This window comes from Streptomyces sp. NPDC059247 (genome assembly GCF_042754005.1).
Lineage (GTDB): Bacteria > Actinomycetota > Actinomycetes > Streptomycetales > Streptomycetaceae > Streptomyces.
On sequence record NZ_JBHYZW010000022.1, the window covers coordinates 14772 to 30298 of the forward strand.

The 15527-nt window shown below is 72.5% G+C and carries 17 protein-coding genes; 10 read left to right on the forward strand and 7 right to left on the reverse strand.

Translation table 11 applies throughout. The features are described from left to right. Positions 1 to 138 precede the first annotated feature (138 nt). Positions 139 to 717 (reverse strand): HD family hydrolase, encoded by a 579-nt coding sequence (locus ACFXGN_RS27800; RefSeq protein WP_384864533.1) that lies wholly within the window; start codon positions 715 to 717, stop codon positions 139 to 141. A gap of 16 nt (positions 718 to 733) precedes the next feature. After that, the gene (locus ACFXGN_RS27805) at positions 734 to 1573 is read right to left on the reverse strand and encodes an XRE family transcriptional regulator (RefSeq protein WP_384864414.1); all 840 of its coding nucleotides are present in this window, start codon (positions 1571 to 1573) and stop codon (positions 734 to 736) included. 422 nt (positions 1574 to 1995) lie between these two features. Between ACFXGN_RS27805 and tgmA the strand changes: the two genes are divergently transcribed. From tgmA to ACFXGN_RS27825, 4 genes are all read left to right on the forward strand, one after another. Then, entirely contained in the window at positions 1996 to 2394 is a 399-nt protein-coding gene (gene tgmA, locus ACFXGN_RS27810; protein ID WP_384864416.1) for a putative ATP-grasp-modified RiPP, read from the forward strand. Between the two features lies 1 nt (position 2395). After that, positions 2396 to 3364 carry an ATP-grasp ribosomal peptide maturase gene (gene tgmB, locus ACFXGN_RS27815; RefSeq protein ID WP_384864418.1) on the forward strand — a complete coding sequence of 323 codons (969 nt, stop codon included), beginning with the start codon at positions 2396 to 2398 and terminating at the stop codon, positions 3362 to 3364. Further along, positions 3357 to 4523, forward strand: coding sequence for an ATP-grasp peptide maturase system methyltransferase (gene tgmC, locus ACFXGN_RS27820; protein ID WP_384864420.1), 1167 nt, complete (start codon positions 3357 to 3359; stop codon positions 4521 to 4523). Before tgmB ends, tgmC begins: the two co-directional genes overlap by 8 nt. 155 nt (positions 4524 to 4678) lie before the next feature. Continuing rightward, complete coding sequence (locus ACFXGN_RS27825) at positions 4679 to 5941, forward strand: Cmx/CmrA family chloramphenicol efflux MFS transporter (protein WP_384864535.1); 1263 nt, start codon at positions 4679 to 4681, stop codon at positions 5939 to 5941. Positions 5942 to 5980: 39 nt separating this feature from the next. On the opposite strand, the gene ACFXGN_RS27830 is transcribed toward ACFXGN_RS27825, so the two are convergent. Genes ACFXGN_RS27830 through ACFXGN_RS27840 form a run of 3 tightly spaced genes read right to left on the reverse strand, consistent with a single transcriptional unit; the run spans position 5981 to position 8567 of the window. Beyond that, entirely contained in the window at positions 5981 to 6706 is a 726-nt protein-coding gene (locus tag ACFXGN_RS27830) for a hypothetical protein (protein WP_384864422.1), read from the reverse strand. Beyond that, positions 6706 to 8253, reverse strand: a complete 1548-nt coding sequence (locus ACFXGN_RS27835; RefSeq protein ID WP_384864424.1) for a hypothetical protein — start codon at positions 8251 to 8253, stop codon at positions 6706 to 6708. The genes ACFXGN_RS27830 and ACFXGN_RS27835 overlap by 1 nt, the downstream gene beginning before the upstream one ends. 5 nt (positions 8254 to 8258) lie before the next feature. After that, entirely contained in the window at positions 8259 to 8567 is a 309-nt protein-coding gene (locus ACFXGN_RS27840) for a trypco2 family protein (protein WP_384864426.1), read from the reverse strand. A 224-nt stretch (positions 8568 to 8791) separates the two neighbouring features. On the opposite strand from ACFXGN_RS27840, the gene cpt reads away from it, so the two are divergent. After that, positions 8792 to 9316 (forward strand): chloramphenicol phosphotransferase CPT, encoded by a 525-nt coding sequence (cpt, locus tag ACFXGN_RS27845; RefSeq protein ID WP_384864537.1) that lies wholly within the window; start codon positions 8792 to 8794, stop codon positions 9314 to 9316. A gap of 177 nt (positions 9317 to 9493) precedes the next feature. Here cpt and ACFXGN_RS27850 read toward each other — a convergent pair whose 3' ends face one another. Both ACFXGN_RS27850 and ACFXGN_RS27855 read right to left on the reverse strand, forming a co-directional pair. After that, positions 9494 to 9763, reverse strand: a complete 270-nt coding sequence (locus tag ACFXGN_RS27850; RefSeq protein WP_366445482.1) for a DUF4031 domain-containing protein — start codon at positions 9761 to 9763, stop codon at positions 9494 to 9496. Positions 9764 to 9940: 177 nt separating this feature from the next. Beyond that, positions 9941 to 10297 carry a hypothetical protein gene (locus tag ACFXGN_RS27855; protein ID WP_384864427.1) on the reverse strand — a complete coding sequence of 119 codons (357 nt, stop codon included), beginning with the start codon at positions 10295 to 10297 and terminating at the stop codon, positions 9941 to 9943. Positions 10298 to 10411: 114 nt separating this feature from the next. Between ACFXGN_RS27855 and ACFXGN_RS27860 the strand changes: the two genes are divergently transcribed. The 5 genes from ACFXGN_RS27860 to ACFXGN_RS27880 all read left to right on the forward strand — a co-directional run bounded on the left by ACFXGN_RS27860 (position 10412) and on the right by ACFXGN_RS27880 (position 15432). Continuing rightward, positions 10412 to 11329, forward strand: coding sequence for a MurR/RpiR family transcriptional regulator (locus tag ACFXGN_RS27860; protein ID WP_366445484.1), 918 nt, complete (start codon positions 10412 to 10414; stop codon positions 11327 to 11329). A 19-nt stretch (positions 11330 to 11348) separates the two neighbouring features. Next, positions 11349 to 12287, forward strand: coding sequence for an N-acetylmuramic acid 6-phosphate etherase (murQ, locus tag ACFXGN_RS27865; protein WP_384864429.1), 939 nt, complete (start codon positions 11349 to 11351; stop codon positions 12285 to 12287). Positions 12288 to 12412: 125 nt separating this feature from the next. Further along, entirely contained in the window at positions 12413 to 13954 is a 1542-nt protein-coding gene (locus ACFXGN_RS27870) for a PTS transporter subunit EIIC (RefSeq protein ID WP_384864431.1), read from the forward strand. 148 nt (positions 13955 to 14102) lie between these two features. Next, complete coding sequence (locus ACFXGN_RS27875; protein ID WP_384864432.1) at positions 14103 to 14879, forward strand: transporter substrate-binding domain-containing protein; 777 nt, start codon at positions 14103 to 14105, stop codon at positions 14877 to 14879. A gap of 229 nt (positions 14880 to 15108) precedes the next feature. Beyond that, on the forward strand, positions 15109 to 15432 hold the full coding sequence (locus ACFXGN_RS27880; RefSeq protein WP_384864434.1) for a deoxyxylulose-5-phosphate synthase: 324 nt from the start codon (positions 15109 to 15111) through the stop codon (positions 15430 to 15432). The last annotated feature ends 95 nt before the right edge of the window (positions 15433 to 15527 follow it).

The window sequence follows — 15527 nt, forward strand, 5'->3', positions numbered from 1 at the left end:
GACAATCTGTCACCCGTTCGTGTGAGCACGGCAGTTGGGGGAGGGAGGGTGGGAAGGAAGGGTTCTTTCCCAGGTCTTTTAAAGGGAGTCGTGGCCCACCGGAACGCGCGGAGCCACACCCCGGCGGGCACCGGCCGCTCACCTCAAGAACGTCGTGCGCCACTGGAGCGGGGACATGGTCAACGCGGCCTCGGCGAGCACCCGAGCGGAGTCGGTCCTCAGACTGCCCAGGGAGGTGTCGATCCAGTCCTGGACGAGGGTGTTCCCCTGCGCCCGGTACTCCACCGCCTGGACGAGGCACTCCAGTTTGTCGGCGTCGCGGGCGACGACCGCCTCCGGCGTCTCCTTGGCCTCGTACTCCTCGACGACGTCCCGCACGCCGTCCCGCACGGCGGGGTGCGCGGCGGAGACCTGGTCCGCGGTGACCGTCTGGTTCGTGGCCGCGTCGAGATACCGGCGGCCGATGTGGGGGATGTCCCCGATACGGGTCTCCTGGGTGTCGTGGAACAGGCACATCAGCGCCACCCTGGCGGGGTCCACGCCCTCCATCATCGCCAGCACCGCCCCGATGACGCCCACTCGGAACGAGTGTTCCGCGATCGACTCGGGCTGGTTGTTCCCGGTGAACCACCACCCGGTGCGCCTGGCGTTCTTCAGCACCCCCATCTCGAAGATGAACCCGGCCGTGCCCTCGGCGTTCGCCGTCTCGTCCGTCATGCCGTGACCTCCGGTGTCAGATGCGATCATCCAGAACGTAGTGCACGGCCCGAAGCTCACGCCGGGTCCTTCCGGAGGTCCCGTTCCCGTCGAGCAACTGGCCGATCCTCTCGGCCAGGACAGTCGCGGTCGTCGGCGACGCCTTGGGCAACCACGGGTGTTCGACCAGGAGGACCCACAGGGTGTGGATGTGCAGGTCGACATAGCCCGGGGCGTCGTTCAGGCCTCGCGCCAGCCCGCGTAGAAGCGTGACGGGATCCCAGTCGGAAAGCTCCTGGTCGCGCATGAACCGATCATCGGGCTGGGGCAGCCGGACACTCCCCAGCCAGTACGCCCAGTAGTTCAGGTTCGCCGCTTCCGCGATGTCGTCGTCGGCCAGGGAACGTTCGATGAAGTCCAGCAGAGGCTGCGGATCTCCCAACCGGGCCAGCGCGGTCGCGATGGATCGCGCTTCCGCCCAGTGTTCCGACCACCCTTGACGCATGAGCACCCCGCGACGGGTGTGCAGTGCGTGGGCTGTCCACGCGGCGGCCTCAGGTCCACGGTCGTACGAGGCCAGGTAGAGGGCTTGGCGGTGCAGCAACGCGCCGCCACGAGGACTCCGGGCCGCTTCGGCCGTCTCCCTCAGGTGGTCGAAGAACCGCGCCTTGTCCACCGCTCCCAACAGCGGGGCCTCAGCGACGGGCCCTCGCCTCGGAAGAGGCACACGGTCCCGCAGGACCGGTGGCACCGCGCCCGTCAGAGCCCAGGCCAGCATGTGGGCCGTATCCTGCGTGTGCACCCAGGCCGCGAGCGGATGCGATCCGATGTCCCCCCGGGGATCCAGCGCCGCACCGATGATCTGATCGGCGTCCATGGCCGGATCCAGTAAGCCGACGACGGCGGAGTCCGCCCCCAGAGCCCCCAGCCGACGCCTGAGCCGCAGCAGTGTTCCGGCCTTCACATTCGCCAAGGGCCTACGTCCCGTTTCCCACCCTTGGAGCGTGCCCAGGTCCACCTCCAGCACCTCGGCCAGGGACACCTGTGTGTACGGGATGCTCTCCCGGGCCGAGCGGAGCACGAACCCCGCGACAGCCCCATGGACCGCGCGTCCTGTTGCAGGCGGTTTCGCCATCATGAGCAGCCCCCTGAGAGCGTCCATGCTCCTGAACACGTACTGCCAGTCAGTCCTGCCGAGCCCGCGCCGACCGTACGTTCAAGACGCGAGAACGACCAGCGACCGCACAGGTTACGGGCGTTGGGAATCCAGCCGACTGCCTCCCGAGAGGAGTTCCCCTCATGGCCGACTCGATCACAGGTGCACCGAGCAGAGCGCTCGGAGCCGAAGCGACAGGCGGACGGGAAAGGCTGAGGCGTCACGTCGAGGACCGGACCGCGTACTCCACTGGACCCGACGGATACGAGAATCGTCCGCCGGCCACCACGGAAAAGCCCTGGGGCCTGGAACGGCTGGCCCCCTACGTCCTCACGGTCCCGGTGCCGTACGCCCGGATCGAGATCGACCCCGTCACGCAGACGACGCGCTACCTCGGCCCCGACGGGTGGAGCGTCGACATGGGTGAGCACGGTACGAACACGGCCACCGCGACCGCGACCGCCACGGGCGCCGACGGCGGGGGAACCCGGCCTCCGCAACCCGCCGACACGGACGCCCTCGAAGACCACGCGTCGGACTGACATGCCCGACGCGCCCGTCCTCGTCATCACCGCACTCGGTGACGTCACGGCCGATCTGGTGCTGCGCGAGCTGTACGACCGGGGCGTCCCGGTCGTACGGCTCGACCCCGCCGTGGACCTGCGCGGCGGCGCCCGGATGAGTGCCCGGGTCGGGGCCGCCGGACTCACCGGCGGCCTGGTCACTTCGACGCGCCGTATCGATCTGGCGGCCGTCCGCTCCGTCTACTGGCGGCGCCCGTCCCCGTACGGAGACGCCCGACGAGCAGTGACTCCGGAGCAGCGGTTCGGGATCGAGCAGTCCCGTGCCGGTTACACCGGCATCCTGACCGCGCTCCCGGGCGCCCTGCACCTCAACCATCCCCTGCGGAACCGCGCCGCCGAGCACAAGGCCGCGCAGCTCGCCACCGCCGTCCGCGTCGGCTTCGCCGTGCCCGACAGCCTGGTCACCAACAGCCTTGAGGAAGCGAGGGGGTTCACACGCGAGCACGAGCGGGTGATCTACAAGCCCGTCCACGGCGTACACCTGCCCGGCCCGGACGGCAGGAACATGACCATCTGGGTCCACACCGTGGAAGCCGACGAGCTCGGCTCCTCGATCGCGCTCTGTCCCCACCTCTTCCAGGCATGTGTCCCGAAGACCGCGGACATCCGGGTCGCCGCGGTGGGGGACGAACTCTTCGCGACCCGGATCGACGACGAGGGCGACCACCTCGACTGGCGGCGGGACCAGCGCCGCATCAGGTGCTCTCCCGTCGCCGTGCCGGGCGCCGTGAGAACGGCCGTCCGGTCGTACCTGCACGCGTTCGGGCTCACTTTCGGCGCTTTCGACTTCGCCCTCGACGCCGACGGCCGATGGTGGTTCCTCGAATGCAACCCGAACGGCCAATGGGCCTTCGTCGACGACGCCACGAGCCGCGCCATCGCACACGCGCTCGCCGACACGCTCCGGAAAGGCACTCCTCATGGCTGATGACGCACCCGACCTCGCGGCACTCCCCCGGCGTCGGCTCATCGAACGGCTCGTCGCCGACGGAAGACTGCGCGACACCGACGTGCGGCGCGCGGGCGGCGCCGTACCTCGTGAGGTCTTCCTCGGACCCGCCGTCTACCGGGCGAGCGCGCCTCCGGGCGTCACCGTGTGGACACCGGTACGGCGTGCCGAGACGACCACCGAGGAATGGCTGCGTCTCGCGTACGAGGACACCACGTGGGTCACACAGCTCGACGGAGTCCTCGCCGAACACGCCGCAGGACCCGTCACCGGGGGGACACCGACATCGTCCTCCACCCTGCCCGGCCTCGTCCTGTGGATGGTCGAGCAGTCAGGTGTCCGGCGCGGGCATCGCGTGCTCGTCATCGGTGCGGGCACCGGATACTCGACCGCCTGCGTCTGCGAGATCGCCGGTGCCGCGAACACCACCGCGATCGAGACCGACCCGGACGCCGCCGAGCGGGCACGGACGGCACTCGCCGAAGCGGGTCACTCCCCCACGCTCATCACCGGTGAGGGGCTGCGTGGCCACGCCGAGCGGGCACCGTACGACGTCGTGATCGCCTTCTGCTCGATGCGGCACGTCCCGTACGGTCTGCTCCGGCAGGTCGAGCCCGGAGGAACCCTCCTGGTCACCCTCGCCGGATGGGGCTTCGGCCATGGCCTGGCACTCCTGAAGGCCGACGCCTCAGGCGGGGCCGAGGGGCGGTTCCTGCCCGGATACACGTCGTTCATGGCCGCCCGGCCGCACGACCGTCCCCCGCACGGACCCGTCGAACTCCTTCCCGGTGAGGAGCGGCCGAGCCGGATCGACCCGTCCCTCCTCGACGACTGGACCGGACGGTTCGTCGCCCAGCTCGCCGCGCCGTCGGCCGAGCGGCTGGGACTGGGCGACGGACAGATCCTGCTCGACGTCGCCACGGGCTCGCAGGCATGGACACGGACGGACGGCGCCGGTGGATGGACAGTGGTCCAGCGGGGCCCACTGCGACTGTGGGACGCGGTCGAGGACGCCGTCGGCCACTGGGAGGGACACGGCTCGCCGGACCTGTCCGCGTTCCGCGTCTCGATCACACCGGACGCCCAGCGCGTGCTGCTCGCCGGGCCCGGCGGACCGAGCTGGAACCTACCCGTCTGAGGAGGGCCCTCAGGAACAGGAATCCCTACGGTGGGGCCCCCGTCTCGTATCCCGAGAAGTTCCGCACACCTGGAATGACAGGGACAAAACGCAGGTTGACGCATGTCATGCCGTCAACCTCCGCCGGGTCCTCGACGTCCTCGTCCGCCGCCCGTATGCCCCTCGCCGTCTACATCCTCGGGCTCTCCGTCTTCGCGCTCGGTACGAGCGAGTTCATGCTCTCCGGGCTCCTCCCGCCCATCGCGGAGGACATGAACGTCTCCATACCCCGCGCCGGACTCCTCATATCGGCCTTCGCGATCGGCATGGTCGTCGGCGCGCCGCTGCTCGCCGTCGCCACCCTCCGGCTCCCCCGCAAGGCCACCCTGATCGCCCTCATCGCCGTCTTCGGGCTCGGCCAGGTCGCGGGCGCGCTCGCCCCCAACTACGCCGTCCTCTTCGCCTCCCGGATCGTGAGCGCCCTCGCCTGCGCCGGGTTCTGGGCGCTCGGCGCCGCCGTCGCCATCGCGATGGTGCCGGTCGGCTCCCGCGCCCGCGCCATGGCCGTCATGATCGGCGGACTCTCCATCGCGAACGTCCTCGGCGTCCCCGCCGGTGCCTTCCTCGGCGAGCACCTCGGCTGGCGCTCCGCCTTCTGGGCCGTCGGTCTGGCCTCCGCCGTCGCCCTCGTCGGCGTGGCCACCCGCATCCCGCACATCCCGCTCCCCGCGACCAAGCCCCGCCTCAAGCAGGAGGTCGCCATCTACCGCGACCGGCAGGTCCTGCTGTCGATCGTGATCACCGCGCTCGCCGCGGGCGGTGTCTTCTGCGCCTTCTCCTACCTCGCCCCGCTGCTCACCGACGTCTCCGGGCTCGACGACGGCTGGGTCTCCGGGGTCCTCGGCCTCTTCGGCATCGGCGCCGTCATCGGCACCACGATCGGCGGCCGGGTCGCCGACGCCCACCTCTTCGGCGTCCTCCTCACCGGCATCACCGCCTCCACCGTCTTCCTGGCCGCCCTCGCCCTCCTCGCGTCCAACCCGGTCGCCACCGTCGTGCTGACCTTCCTCCTCGGCGTCTCCGCCTTCTACACCGCGCCCGCCCTCAACGCCCGCATGTTCAACGTCGCCGGAGCCGCCCCCACCCTCGCGGGCGCCACCACCACCGCCGCCTTCAACCTCGGCAACACCGGCGGCCCCTGGCTCGGCGGCACGGTCATCGACGCGGACCTCGGCTACGCCTCCACCGCGTGGGCGGGCGCCGCGATGACCGCCGTGGGCCTGGGCGCGGTCATCCTCTCGCTGCGGCTGAACCGCGACGCGTCCAGCCCGGTGGTGGCCCGGGGCGCGGCCACACCCGGCGACGGACACGGCCCGGCACGGAAGACGGCGAAGCAGGCGGAACCCTCGGAGTCCGTGGAGACCACCGCCCTCCCGTAGCCGGGAAGGCGGCTTCCGCCCTCGTACGAAGGGCACCGCTCAACCGGACACCCCCCGGACGATCATGTTCCCGCCGGAGTCCGGACCGGCCGTCGGCGGAGGCGGAGGGAAGTCCCCGCTCTCGATGCGGCTGAGGATCCGCTCCGCCATCCGCCGCGCGCCGGACTCCGACCACGTGGTGGTGACCGGAAGGCCCACGGCGGTCGGTACCACGTCGTCGGTCACCCGGAAGCCGAAGACCCTTCCTTCCCGCAGGAGGATCAGCCCGTGGTCCTCGCACCACAAGGCGTCCTGGGAGCCGCCGGTCCCTCCTGCGGACCGGCACCTGTTGTCGGCGAGCCACGCGCGCCTGGCCGCCGTCCAGTCCCGCGCGGCAACGTGCGCGTAGCTCCACTCGGCCGCCCATCGCGTCTCGACGCCCCGGATCACCGGATCGGCGGGGGTGTCGGTGGTGTCCTGCTCGTACCGGCAGGACACGGGGTCCGTCTGGAAGGCGAGCCCCATGTCGTTCAGGGTGCCCCCGCCTCCCGGGATGTTCCAGGACAGAACGGGGATCGTCCGGTAGTACGAGTCCTCGGGGACGGCGGCGACGGTGTTCACCTCCTCGATCGTCAGCGCCTGACACGGATCTCCGGGAAAGGTCGGGCCGGGGCCGTCCTGGGCCGACCGCCCGGATGCCGACCCGTACGTACGCCAGACGATCGCACCGACCGCTGCCAGGGCCAGGACGAGGATGCCGACGACGACCTTGGTGTCCCGGCGCATCAGGGCCGCGTCTCCACCGCGTACTTGAGGAAGTCCGACCCGGCCGTGGTGGACGCCGTCCAGTCGCGGGCACCGGGGGCCCGGGAGTAGGCGCCTGCCAGTCGCGCCGGAACCCCGGACACCACGAACGGCCCGCCGTCCTCGTCCTTGATCTCGACGGACCCCGTCCTGCCGTCCACCGCGTACGACACCACGAGCGAGAAGCGCACCAGGCTCCGCCTCGCGTAGGCGCTGACCGTCACCGACGCCACCTCCTTGCGCACCAGCGTGAGACCGCTGCCGTCGAAGTGGTGCTTGCCGAGGGTCGCGCCGTTCCCGTCCCCGCCGGCGAGCGTACGGGCCCGGGGCCGGTCCTCCTCCAGGTCCAGCCCGATGCTCAGGGCCGTGACGCTTCCCCCCGACGCCTCCTGGTAGGCGGTGCCACCGTAGGGGGCCCCGCGGCCGTAGATCCGCGCGCCGATGTCGGTGATCACCACCGTGCTCCGCCGATTGCCCTCCAGGGTGAGCCTGATGGCCTGCCCCAGCAGGGGCGCGCCCTCGTACGCCGCGGCCAGCCGGGGGATCCTGGTGTCCGGTCCCGGTCTCGGCATGGGGTCCTTCAGGACCCACCACAGGCCCACCTCACCGGGGTCCGTGCTTCCGGCGAGGGTGACCTTCACGGCTTCGCCCGGGGTGAGCCCGTCGATCACGGAGTCCTGGCGGACGCTCCACCACAGGGCCCCGGCGACGAGGACGACCGCGGCGACGGCAGCGGCGAGGATCCGGCGGACGGACATCCGCTCGGGGCGACGCGGGGGGCCCGGGTGGGGGTAGGCGGTGCCGACGATCACGGGGAGGCCGCCGGTTCCGCCGTGACCGGGGGCTTCGCCGCCGCCCCGGGGCCAGAGCACGCCGCGGAACGCCGCCCGGTTCGCCGGATCCATGCGGTCGACCGCCGTCAGCGGCTCCAGCGTGACCGCGCTCGCCCCGTCCCGCGACCGGTGCTCGATGACCACGCCGATCGCGAACTCCCCGCCCCCGCCGTCCCCGGCGAACACGACCGTGCCCGAGGCGCTGTCCCACGCCGACCTGCCGAGGCCGTCCCGGCGTTCGCCGGGTGCCGCGCGCATGTGGAAGGTCAGCTGTCCGCCGACCGGCCCCTCGGCCGTGGGCACCTCCCCGAACAACTGGGCCCGCCCCCGGGGCCGGGGACCGTCCGCCGGTTCGTCGCCCTCCTTCCACCAGGGGTATCCCACTCCCTGGCAGTACAGGACCGCCGCCCGACTCGTGTCCACCCGGGCCACCCGCACCCTCGGCGGCTCGGGGCTGACCGCGGCGAGCAGTCTCACGAGCGCGAGATCCGCCGCGCCGCCCCCTTCCGCCACGACCTCGGCGGGGAGGACCACGCCGCCCCAGAACCGTACGGACACGCTCCCCGGGCCCACCGCGTGGCCCGCGGTCAGCACGTACCGTCCGCCGACGCAGTACCCGGACGCCACCGTCCACTCGGCCGTGGTCCCGCTTCCCCGCCGGTGGAGCACCTCGACCGCGTACCGGCTCTCGGGCACCGTGGTCAGGGCCTCTCGCGGCTGGGCAGCGAGGCGATCCGCACGGACTCCCCGTCCCGCCCGACAGGAGCGCCCAGTTGCAGGGTCACGGTCTGCACGGTCTCCCTGCCGTACCCGGCTTCGGCCCCCAGTTCGAGCACCCAGAACCTGGCCTTGCCACCGGCCTGCGCGTCCACGGTGACGGCCACCTGGAACTCCAGGGTCACCCCCTCCACGGGAAACCGGACGCCCCGTCCGGCACCGGCCCGCGCCGCCTCCGCGAGCTCCTCCTGGAGCGCCGCCACGACCTCGGTCAGCCCGATCCTGCCGTTCACGGAATCCCCCGTCTCCCCCGACCCGCTTCCTTCGGCCGATCCTACGGTCGCCTTCGCGCCACGACAGTCGAATCGCCTTTCTGCGCAAGGCAGTTCAGAACGGCGCGCGCCATTCGCGGCTCTCTTCCGGGCAGGCACGGACCGTACGGGAGGCCCCACCGGGCGACGCGACGACGGTGCGGACTCCGGCCGGACTGCCTAGGGTGACCCGGGTGACGAAGCGGATGATCATTCTCAACGGCGGTTCCAGCTCCGGGAAGTCCGGGATCGCGCGGTGCCTCCAGACCGTGCTCCCCGGGCCGTGGCTGGTGTTCGGGATCGACGCGTTCGTCGACTCCCTGCCCCCGTCGATAAGGAACGCCGACGACTCGGGGATCGTCTTCGACCCGGACGGCGGGATCGCGGTCGGGGCGGCCTTCCAGGAACTCGAAGCGGCCTGGGCGCACGGGATCGCCTCGACCGTACGCGCCGGGGCCCGGGTCGTCGTCGACGACGTGTTCCTCGGCGGCGCCGACTCCCAGAAGCGGTGGCGGGCCGTCCTCGGCGACCTGGACGTCCTCTGGGCCGGGGTCCGCTGCGAACCCGCCGTCGCCACCGGACGCGAGACCGCCCGGGGCGACCGGGTCCCGGGCATGGCCGCCCGGCAGGCGGACCTCGTCCACCGGGGCGTCCACTACGACGTCGAGGTCGACACCACCCGCACCGAAGCCCTCGCCTGCGCCCGCGCCATCGCCGCCCGGCTCGGCTGACCCGTACGGGCCGATCCCTACGGCATGACTCTTACGGGTGAACTCGTACGGGCCATGCCCCGGCCCGTACTCCCACCGCCGGACCCTCACATCCCCGGCACCGACACCGACCCCGGCCCTGGCATCGGCACCGACCCCGCCCCTGGCCCTGCCCCGACCCTGGCACCGGCCCCCGTCTCACCCCGCCGGGCGTCCCTTCGGTCTGCGCAGGCCCGCCGTCGTCAGGCGGTGGAGCAGTTCCTTGGAGCCGACCTCCACCGCGCCCGCCGTCACCGCGTCCGCGTACCGGTCGGACGGGATGTCGTAGTGGTCCCGCTCGAAGGCGCGCGGCGGGGCGCCGATCAGGGCGGCGAAGGCGTGCAGCTCCTCGAAGGAGACGTCGCTGACCAGGTGCGACCACATGCGTCCGTGGCCCGGCCAGGTCGGCGGGTCGATGTAGAGGGTCATACGGGGCCGCCTTCCGCGCCGCTCGTCATTCCGGTCCGCCTTCCGGCTCCGGACCCGGCCGTCGTCCCGGTCCGCCCACCGTCCCACTCGTCACACCGGTCCGCCTCCGGTCCCGGGTCCGCTCCCGGTCCCGGTCCCGGGCCCGGCCCGCCTCCGGTCCCGGTCACTCCGCCCCCGTCACCTCAGGCCGCCGACCGGGGCCACCGCCACGCCCCGCTTCGCGCAGACCCAGTGCGGGTCCGGGCCCAGTTCGGGTTCCACGTCCAGGGCGTGCGGGTCGTCGGAGGCGCAGACCGGGCAGAGCGGCCAGCGTCCGTACCGTTCGAGGAAGGCGTCCTGGACGTCCTGCGCGACCAGCCCGGCGACGTACCCGACCCCCTCCGGCCACTGCTCGACCCACCAGCGCCGGTGGGTCACGGCGTCCTCCACCATCGACACGACCTCGGCCGCGGCGACGTCCCGGGCCGCCAGATCGGCCAGTACCAGTGCGCGGGCGGCGTGGAGCGCCTGCTCCACGGTGTCGATGTCGTCCATGGGTTCATTGTCACCCGTCGCCGGGAATCCGTACGGGGAGGGACCAAGGTCCCCCTCTCATCCGGGACCGTCGGGGTCTTGTCCACGCCACCCGGCCGAAAGTATCTTTCAGATGTGACCAATGATGTGAAGGAAAGTTTCACGAGCGACGCGCCGCCCGCGCCCGCCGCCCTCGCGGCCAAGGTACGGACCCTCGCGCCCTCCATGACCCGCTCCATGCAGCGGGTGGCCGAGGCCGTCGCCGGAGACCCGGCGGGCTGCGCCGCACTCACGGTCACCGGCCTCGCCGAACTGACCGGCACCAGCGAGGCGACCGTCGTCCGCACCGCCCGCCTCCTCGGCTACCCCGGCTACCGCGACCTGCGGCTCGCCCTCGCCGGACTCGCCGCCCAGCAGCAGTCCGGCCGCGCGCCCGCCGTCACCGCCGACATCGCCGTCGACGACCCGATCGCCGACGTCGTCGCCAAACTCGCCTACGACGAGCAGCAGACCCTCGCCGACACCGCCGCCGGACTCGACACCGTCCAGCTCGGCGCCGCCGTCACCGCCCTCGCCGCCGCCCGCCGCGTCGACATCTACGGCGTCGGCGCCTCCGGCCTCGTCGCCCAGGACCTCGCCCAGAAGCTCCTGCGCATCGGCCTCGTCGCCCACGCCCACAGCGACCCGCACCTCGCCGTCACCAACGCCGTGCAACTGCGCTCCGGGGACGTCGCCATCGCCATCACCCACTCCGGCTCGACCGGCGACGTCATAGAACCGCTCCGGGTGGCCTTCGACCACGGCGCCACCACCGTCGCCGTCACCGGCCGCCCCGACGGCCCCGTCACCCAGTACGCCGACCACGTACTGACCACCTCGACCGCCCGCGAGAGCGAACTCCGCCCCGCGGCCATGTCGTCCCGCACCAGCCAACTCCTGGTCGTGGACTGCCTGTTCACCTGCGTCACCCAGCGTACGTACGAGACGGCGGCCCCTGCCCTCGCCGCCTCGTACGAAGCCCTCGCCCACCGGCACTCACCCCGCACCCGCTGAAACCCGAAAGAGCCGCCCCATGTCCACCACGTACTCCGAACTGCGCGCCCAGCTCGCCACCCTCACCACCGAGGCCTTCCGCCCGGAGCTCGCCGAGATCGACCAGCTGCCCACCGCCGAGATCGCCGCGATCATGAACGGCGAGGACGCCACCGTCCCCGCCGCCGTCGCCCGGGAGCTGCCCGCCATCGCCGCCGCGATCGACGCCACCGCCGCGCGCATGGCCCGGGGCGGCCGGCTCGTCTACATGGGCGCGGGCACCGCGGGCCGCCTCGGCGTCCTCGACGCCAGCGAATGCCCGCCCACCTTCAACACCGACCCCGCCCAGGTCGTCGGCCTCATCGCGGGCGGCCCGTCCGCCATGGTCAAGGCCGTCGAAGGCGCCGAGGACTCCAAGGAACTCGCCGCCGCCGACCTCACCGCGCTCGGCATCACCCCCGACGACACCGTCGTCGGCATCTCCGCCTCCGGCCGCACCCCGTACGCCATCGGCGCCGTCGAGCACGCCCGCGCCGCCGGGGCGCTCACCATCGGCCTCTCCTGCAACGCGGACAGCGCGCTCGCCGCCGCCGCCGAGCACGGCATCGAGGTCGTCCCCGGTCCCGAGCTGCTCACCGGCTCCACCCGGCTCAAGGCGGGCACCGCCCAGAAGCTCGTCCTCAACATGATCTCGACGATCACCATGATCCGGCTCGGCAAGACCTACGGGAACCTCATGGTCGACGTCCGCGCCTCCAACGAGAAGCTCCAGGCCCGCTCGCGGCGGATCGTCGCCCTGGCCACCGGCGCGCCGGACGAGCAGATCGAGACCGCCCTCACCGCCGCCGACGGGGAGGTGAAGAACGCGATCCTGATGATCCTCGCCGACGTCGACGCCCCCACGGCCGCCGACCGGCTGACCGTCTCCCGGGGCCACCTGCGCGCGGCGCTGCACGCGACCGGCCCCACGACCGACTGACCGTCCGGTCAGCCGACCGTCACCCCGGCCGACCGGTACCGGCCTCCCGCCGCCTGCCCCCACACCAGGCCCCCGCACCACCAGGACCAGCGAGAACCCCCCTCACAGCAAGGCACCACCGCACCATGAGCAAAGACGACAAGAACCGCGCCACAGCCGCCGCGATCCTCCCCCTCGTCGGCGGCGCCGAGAACATCAGCTCCGTGGCCCACTGCATGACCCGCCTCCGGCTGGGCCTGCGGGACCGCTCCCTCGTCCAGGACGACGCCCTCAAGGCGCTGCCCGCCGTGATGGGCGTGGTGGAGGACGACACGTACCAGATCGTCCTGGGGCCGGGGACCGTAGCCCGGGTGACCCCCGAGTTCGAGGCCCTGATCGCCGCCGCTCCGAAGCCCGAGCCCTCGGGCGCCCCCGGCGCGGAGGAACTGGCGGCCCAGGGAGCGGCCCTGAAGGAGGCGCGGAAGCAGAAGAACGCGACCCCGTTCAAGCTGTTCCTGCGCCGGATCGCGAACATCTTCGTCCCGCTGATCCCCGCCCTCATCGGCTGCGGCATCATCGCCGGTCTCAACGGTCTGCTCGTCAACCTCGGCTGGCTGCCCGGCGTCACCCCCGCGCTCGCGGCGATGGCCAGCGGCTTCATGGCGCTCATCGCGGTCTTCGTCGGCTACAACACGGCGAAGGAGTTCGGCGGTACGGCGATCCTCGGCGGCGCGGTCGCCGCGATCATCGTCTTCCCCGGCGTCGCCAAGATCGACGCCTTCGGTCAGACGCTCTCGCCCGGCCAGGGCGGTGTCCTCGGCGCGCTCGGCGCGGCGGTCCTCGCCGTGTACGTGGAGAAGTGGTGCCGCCGCTGGGTGCCGGAGTCCCTGGACGTCCTGGTCACCCCGACCCTCACCGTGCTGATCTCCGGTCTCGTCACCATCTTCGGCCTGATGTTCGTGGCCGGTGAGATCTCCACCGCCATCGGCGAGGCCGCCGACTGGCTCCTCACCAACGCGGGCGCCGGGGCCGGATTCCTCCTCGGCGGGCTCTTCCTGCCGCTGGTGATGCTGGGCCTGCACCAGGCGCTCATCCCGATCCACACCACCCTCATCGAGCAGCAGGGCTACACGGTCCTCCTCCCCATCCTCGCGATGGCGGGCGCGGGCCAGGTCGGCGCGGCCATGGCCGTCTACCTCAAGCTCCCCCGCAACGGCTCCATCCGCCGCACCATCAAGTCCGCGCTCCCGGCCGGTTTCCTGGGCGTCGGCGAGCCCCTGATCTACGGCGTCTCGCTCCCGCTGGGCCGCCCGTTCATCACCGCCTGCGTCGGCGGCGCCTTCGGCGGCGGCTTCATCGGACTGTTCAGCATGTTGGGCGACAAGGTCGGCTCGACCGCGATCGGCCCGTCCGGCTGGGCGCTCTTCCCGCTCCTCGACGGCAACCACGGTCTGGGCTCGACGATCGCGATCTACGGCGGCGGTCTGCTCGTCGGCTACCTGGCCGGATTCGTCGCCACCTACTTCTGGGGCTTCAGCGGGGAGCTCCTGGAGGAGTTCAACGTGGACACGGAGAAGGCCTCGGAGACGGCCGGGGAGACGGCCGGGGCCACGGCTCCGGACACCGTGACGGCGACGGCGGGCGAGGACCCGTCGCCCACCGCGCGCCCCGAACCCGCCAAGGTCTGAGCGGAAACAGCCCGCGACCTCCCCGAGGGCCCGGCCGGAAACACTCCGGCCGGGCCCTTCGGCGTACCCGCCCGGCCCGCAGGTCCTGAGGGCCCGGCGGGATGACACCTCCCGTGGCCCGGCGGGGCGTTGCCTAGACTCCCTCCCCATGACGAACGCCGACCGCGCCGCCGACCACATCGCCGAACGCACCGCAGAGATCGCCGCCGGGATCACCGCAGAGATCGCCGCCGACCTCGCGCCCACCGGGACCCTCCGCGCCTCGGTCAACCTGGGGAACCCCGTACTGGCCCAGGGCACCCCCGAGGACCCCTCCGGGATCACCGTGGACCTGGCGCGGGAGATCGGGGCGCGGCTCGGGGTGCCGGTGGAGCTGCTGTGCTTCGACGCGGCGCGCAAGTCGTTCGAGGCGATGGCGGACGGCCGCGCGGACCTGTGCTTCCTCGCGGTGGACCCGGCGCGGGAGAAGGAGGTCGCGTTCACCGCCCCCTACGTGGTCATCGAGGGGGTGTACGTCGTGCCCGAGGACTCGGCCCTCGGCTCGGCGGCGGACGTGGACGCGGCGGGCGTACGGATCGGGGTCAAGCGGGGCTCCGCGTACGACCTGTTCCTGTCCCGGTCGCTGGCGCACGCCACGGTGGTGCGCGGGGACGAGGGGGTGGACGTGTTCCGCTCCGAGGGCCTGGAGGCGGGCGCGGGCATCCGCCAGCCGGTCACCGCGTACGTACGGGAGAACCCCGGCGTGCGGATGATCGGGGACCGGTTCATGGAGATCCGGCAGGCGGTCGGCACGACGACCGGCCGCGCGCCGGGGACGCTCGCGTTCCTCCGCGCCACCGTCGAGGAACTGAAGGCGAACGGCTTCGTGGCGGAAGCCCTCCGGCGCGCGGGCCAGGACCCGGCACTACTGGCACCCCCGGCCTGACCGCGCCCGGCCCGGCCCCCTGCCTGCCGGGCCCGGAGGCACCCGTACGGGCACTCCCTTACGGGCACTCCCGTACTGGTACCCCCTCCAGGCGACTCCCGTACGGGCACTCCCGTACGGGTCCCGGACCCGGCCGTCCAGCAGCCGCACCCGGCGTCCCCGCCGCCCTCGCCGCCCCCCGCCAGGAAAACCGCGAGCCTCCCCCGCCCCGGTCTCCTACTCTGGCGCCATGGGCCACGCCAAGACCTCGTACGTCTGTCTGCCGTGCCGCGCCTCGTACAAGCAGACGTACGGTCCGGAGCGCGAGCGGCGGTGTCCGCGCTGCGCGCGCGTCCTCATCCACGCGGGTTCCGCCTTCGCACCGCCCAAGCGCCGTGACGTCTCCGCCTGGCGGGCCCTCTCGGTCGTGCTCCACTCGGGCATCCGCTTCCACAAGTCCTGCTGCGGCGGACCCGGTCACCGTCCCCGTACCCTCTCCGAGGTGAAGGCGGGCCTGGCGCGCGCCCGACGCACCGGGGAACCGATCGCCGAGGCCCTGCTCAGGGCGGTGTGAGCGGCCCGGCCGGGCCCGCCCCGAGCCGCCCCGCCAAGGGGACGCTTCCGGCACTTCCGGCACTCGCGTCCACCAAGTGAACACGTTCAACACGT

Coding starts and splice junctions, on each gene's coding strand:
- ACFXGN_RS27800 (WP_384864533.1), bottom strand. CDS start 717: ATGACGGACGAGACGGCGAACGCCGAGGGCACGGCCGGGTTCATCTTC.
- ACFXGN_RS27805 (WP_384864414.1), bottom strand. CDS start 1,573: ATGGACGCCGATCAGATCATCGGTGCGGCGCTGGATCCCCGGGGGGAC.
- tgmA (WP_384864416.1), top strand. CDS start 1,996: ATGGCCGACTCGATCACAGGTGCACCGAGCAGAGCGCTCGGAGCCGAA.
- tgmB (WP_384864418.1), top strand. CDS start 2,396: ATGCCCGACGCGCCCGTCCTCGTCATCACCGCACTCGGTGACGTCACG.
- tgmC (WP_384864420.1), top strand. CDS start 3,357: ATGGCTGATGACGCACCCGACCTCGCGGCACTCCCCCGGCGTCGGCTC.
- ACFXGN_RS27825 (WP_384864535.1), top strand. CDS start 4,679: ATGCCCCTCGCCGTCTACATCCTCGGGCTCTCCGTCTTCGCGCTCGGT.
- ACFXGN_RS27830 (WP_384864422.1), bottom strand. CDS start 6,706: ATGCGCCGGGACACCAAGGTCGTCGTCGGCATCCTCGTCCTGGCCCTG.
- cpt (WP_384864537.1), top strand. CDS start 8,792: ATGATCATTCTCAACGGCGGTTCCAGCTCCGGGAAGTCCGGGATCGCG.
- ACFXGN_RS27850 (WP_366445482.1), bottom strand. CDS start 9,763: ATGACCCTCTACATCGACCCGCCGACCTGGCCGGGCCACGGACGCATG.
- ACFXGN_RS27855 (WP_384864427.1), bottom strand. CDS start 10,297: ATGGACGACATCGACACCGTGGAGCAGGCGCTCCACGCCGCCCGCGCA.
- murQ (WP_384864429.1), top strand. CDS start 11,349: ATGTCCACCACGTACTCCGAACTGCGCGCCCAGCTCGCCACCCTCACC.
- ACFXGN_RS27870 (WP_384864431.1), top strand. CDS start 12,413: ATGAGCAAAGACGACAAGAACCGCGCCACAGCCGCCGCGATCCTCCCC.
- ACFXGN_RS27875 (WP_384864432.1), top strand. CDS start 14,103: ATGACGAACGCCGACCGCGCCGCCGACCACATCGCCGAACGCACCGCA.
- ACFXGN_RS27880 (WP_384864434.1), top strand. CDS start 15,109: ATGGGCCACGCCAAGACCTCGTACGTCTGTCTGCCGTGCCGCGCCTCG.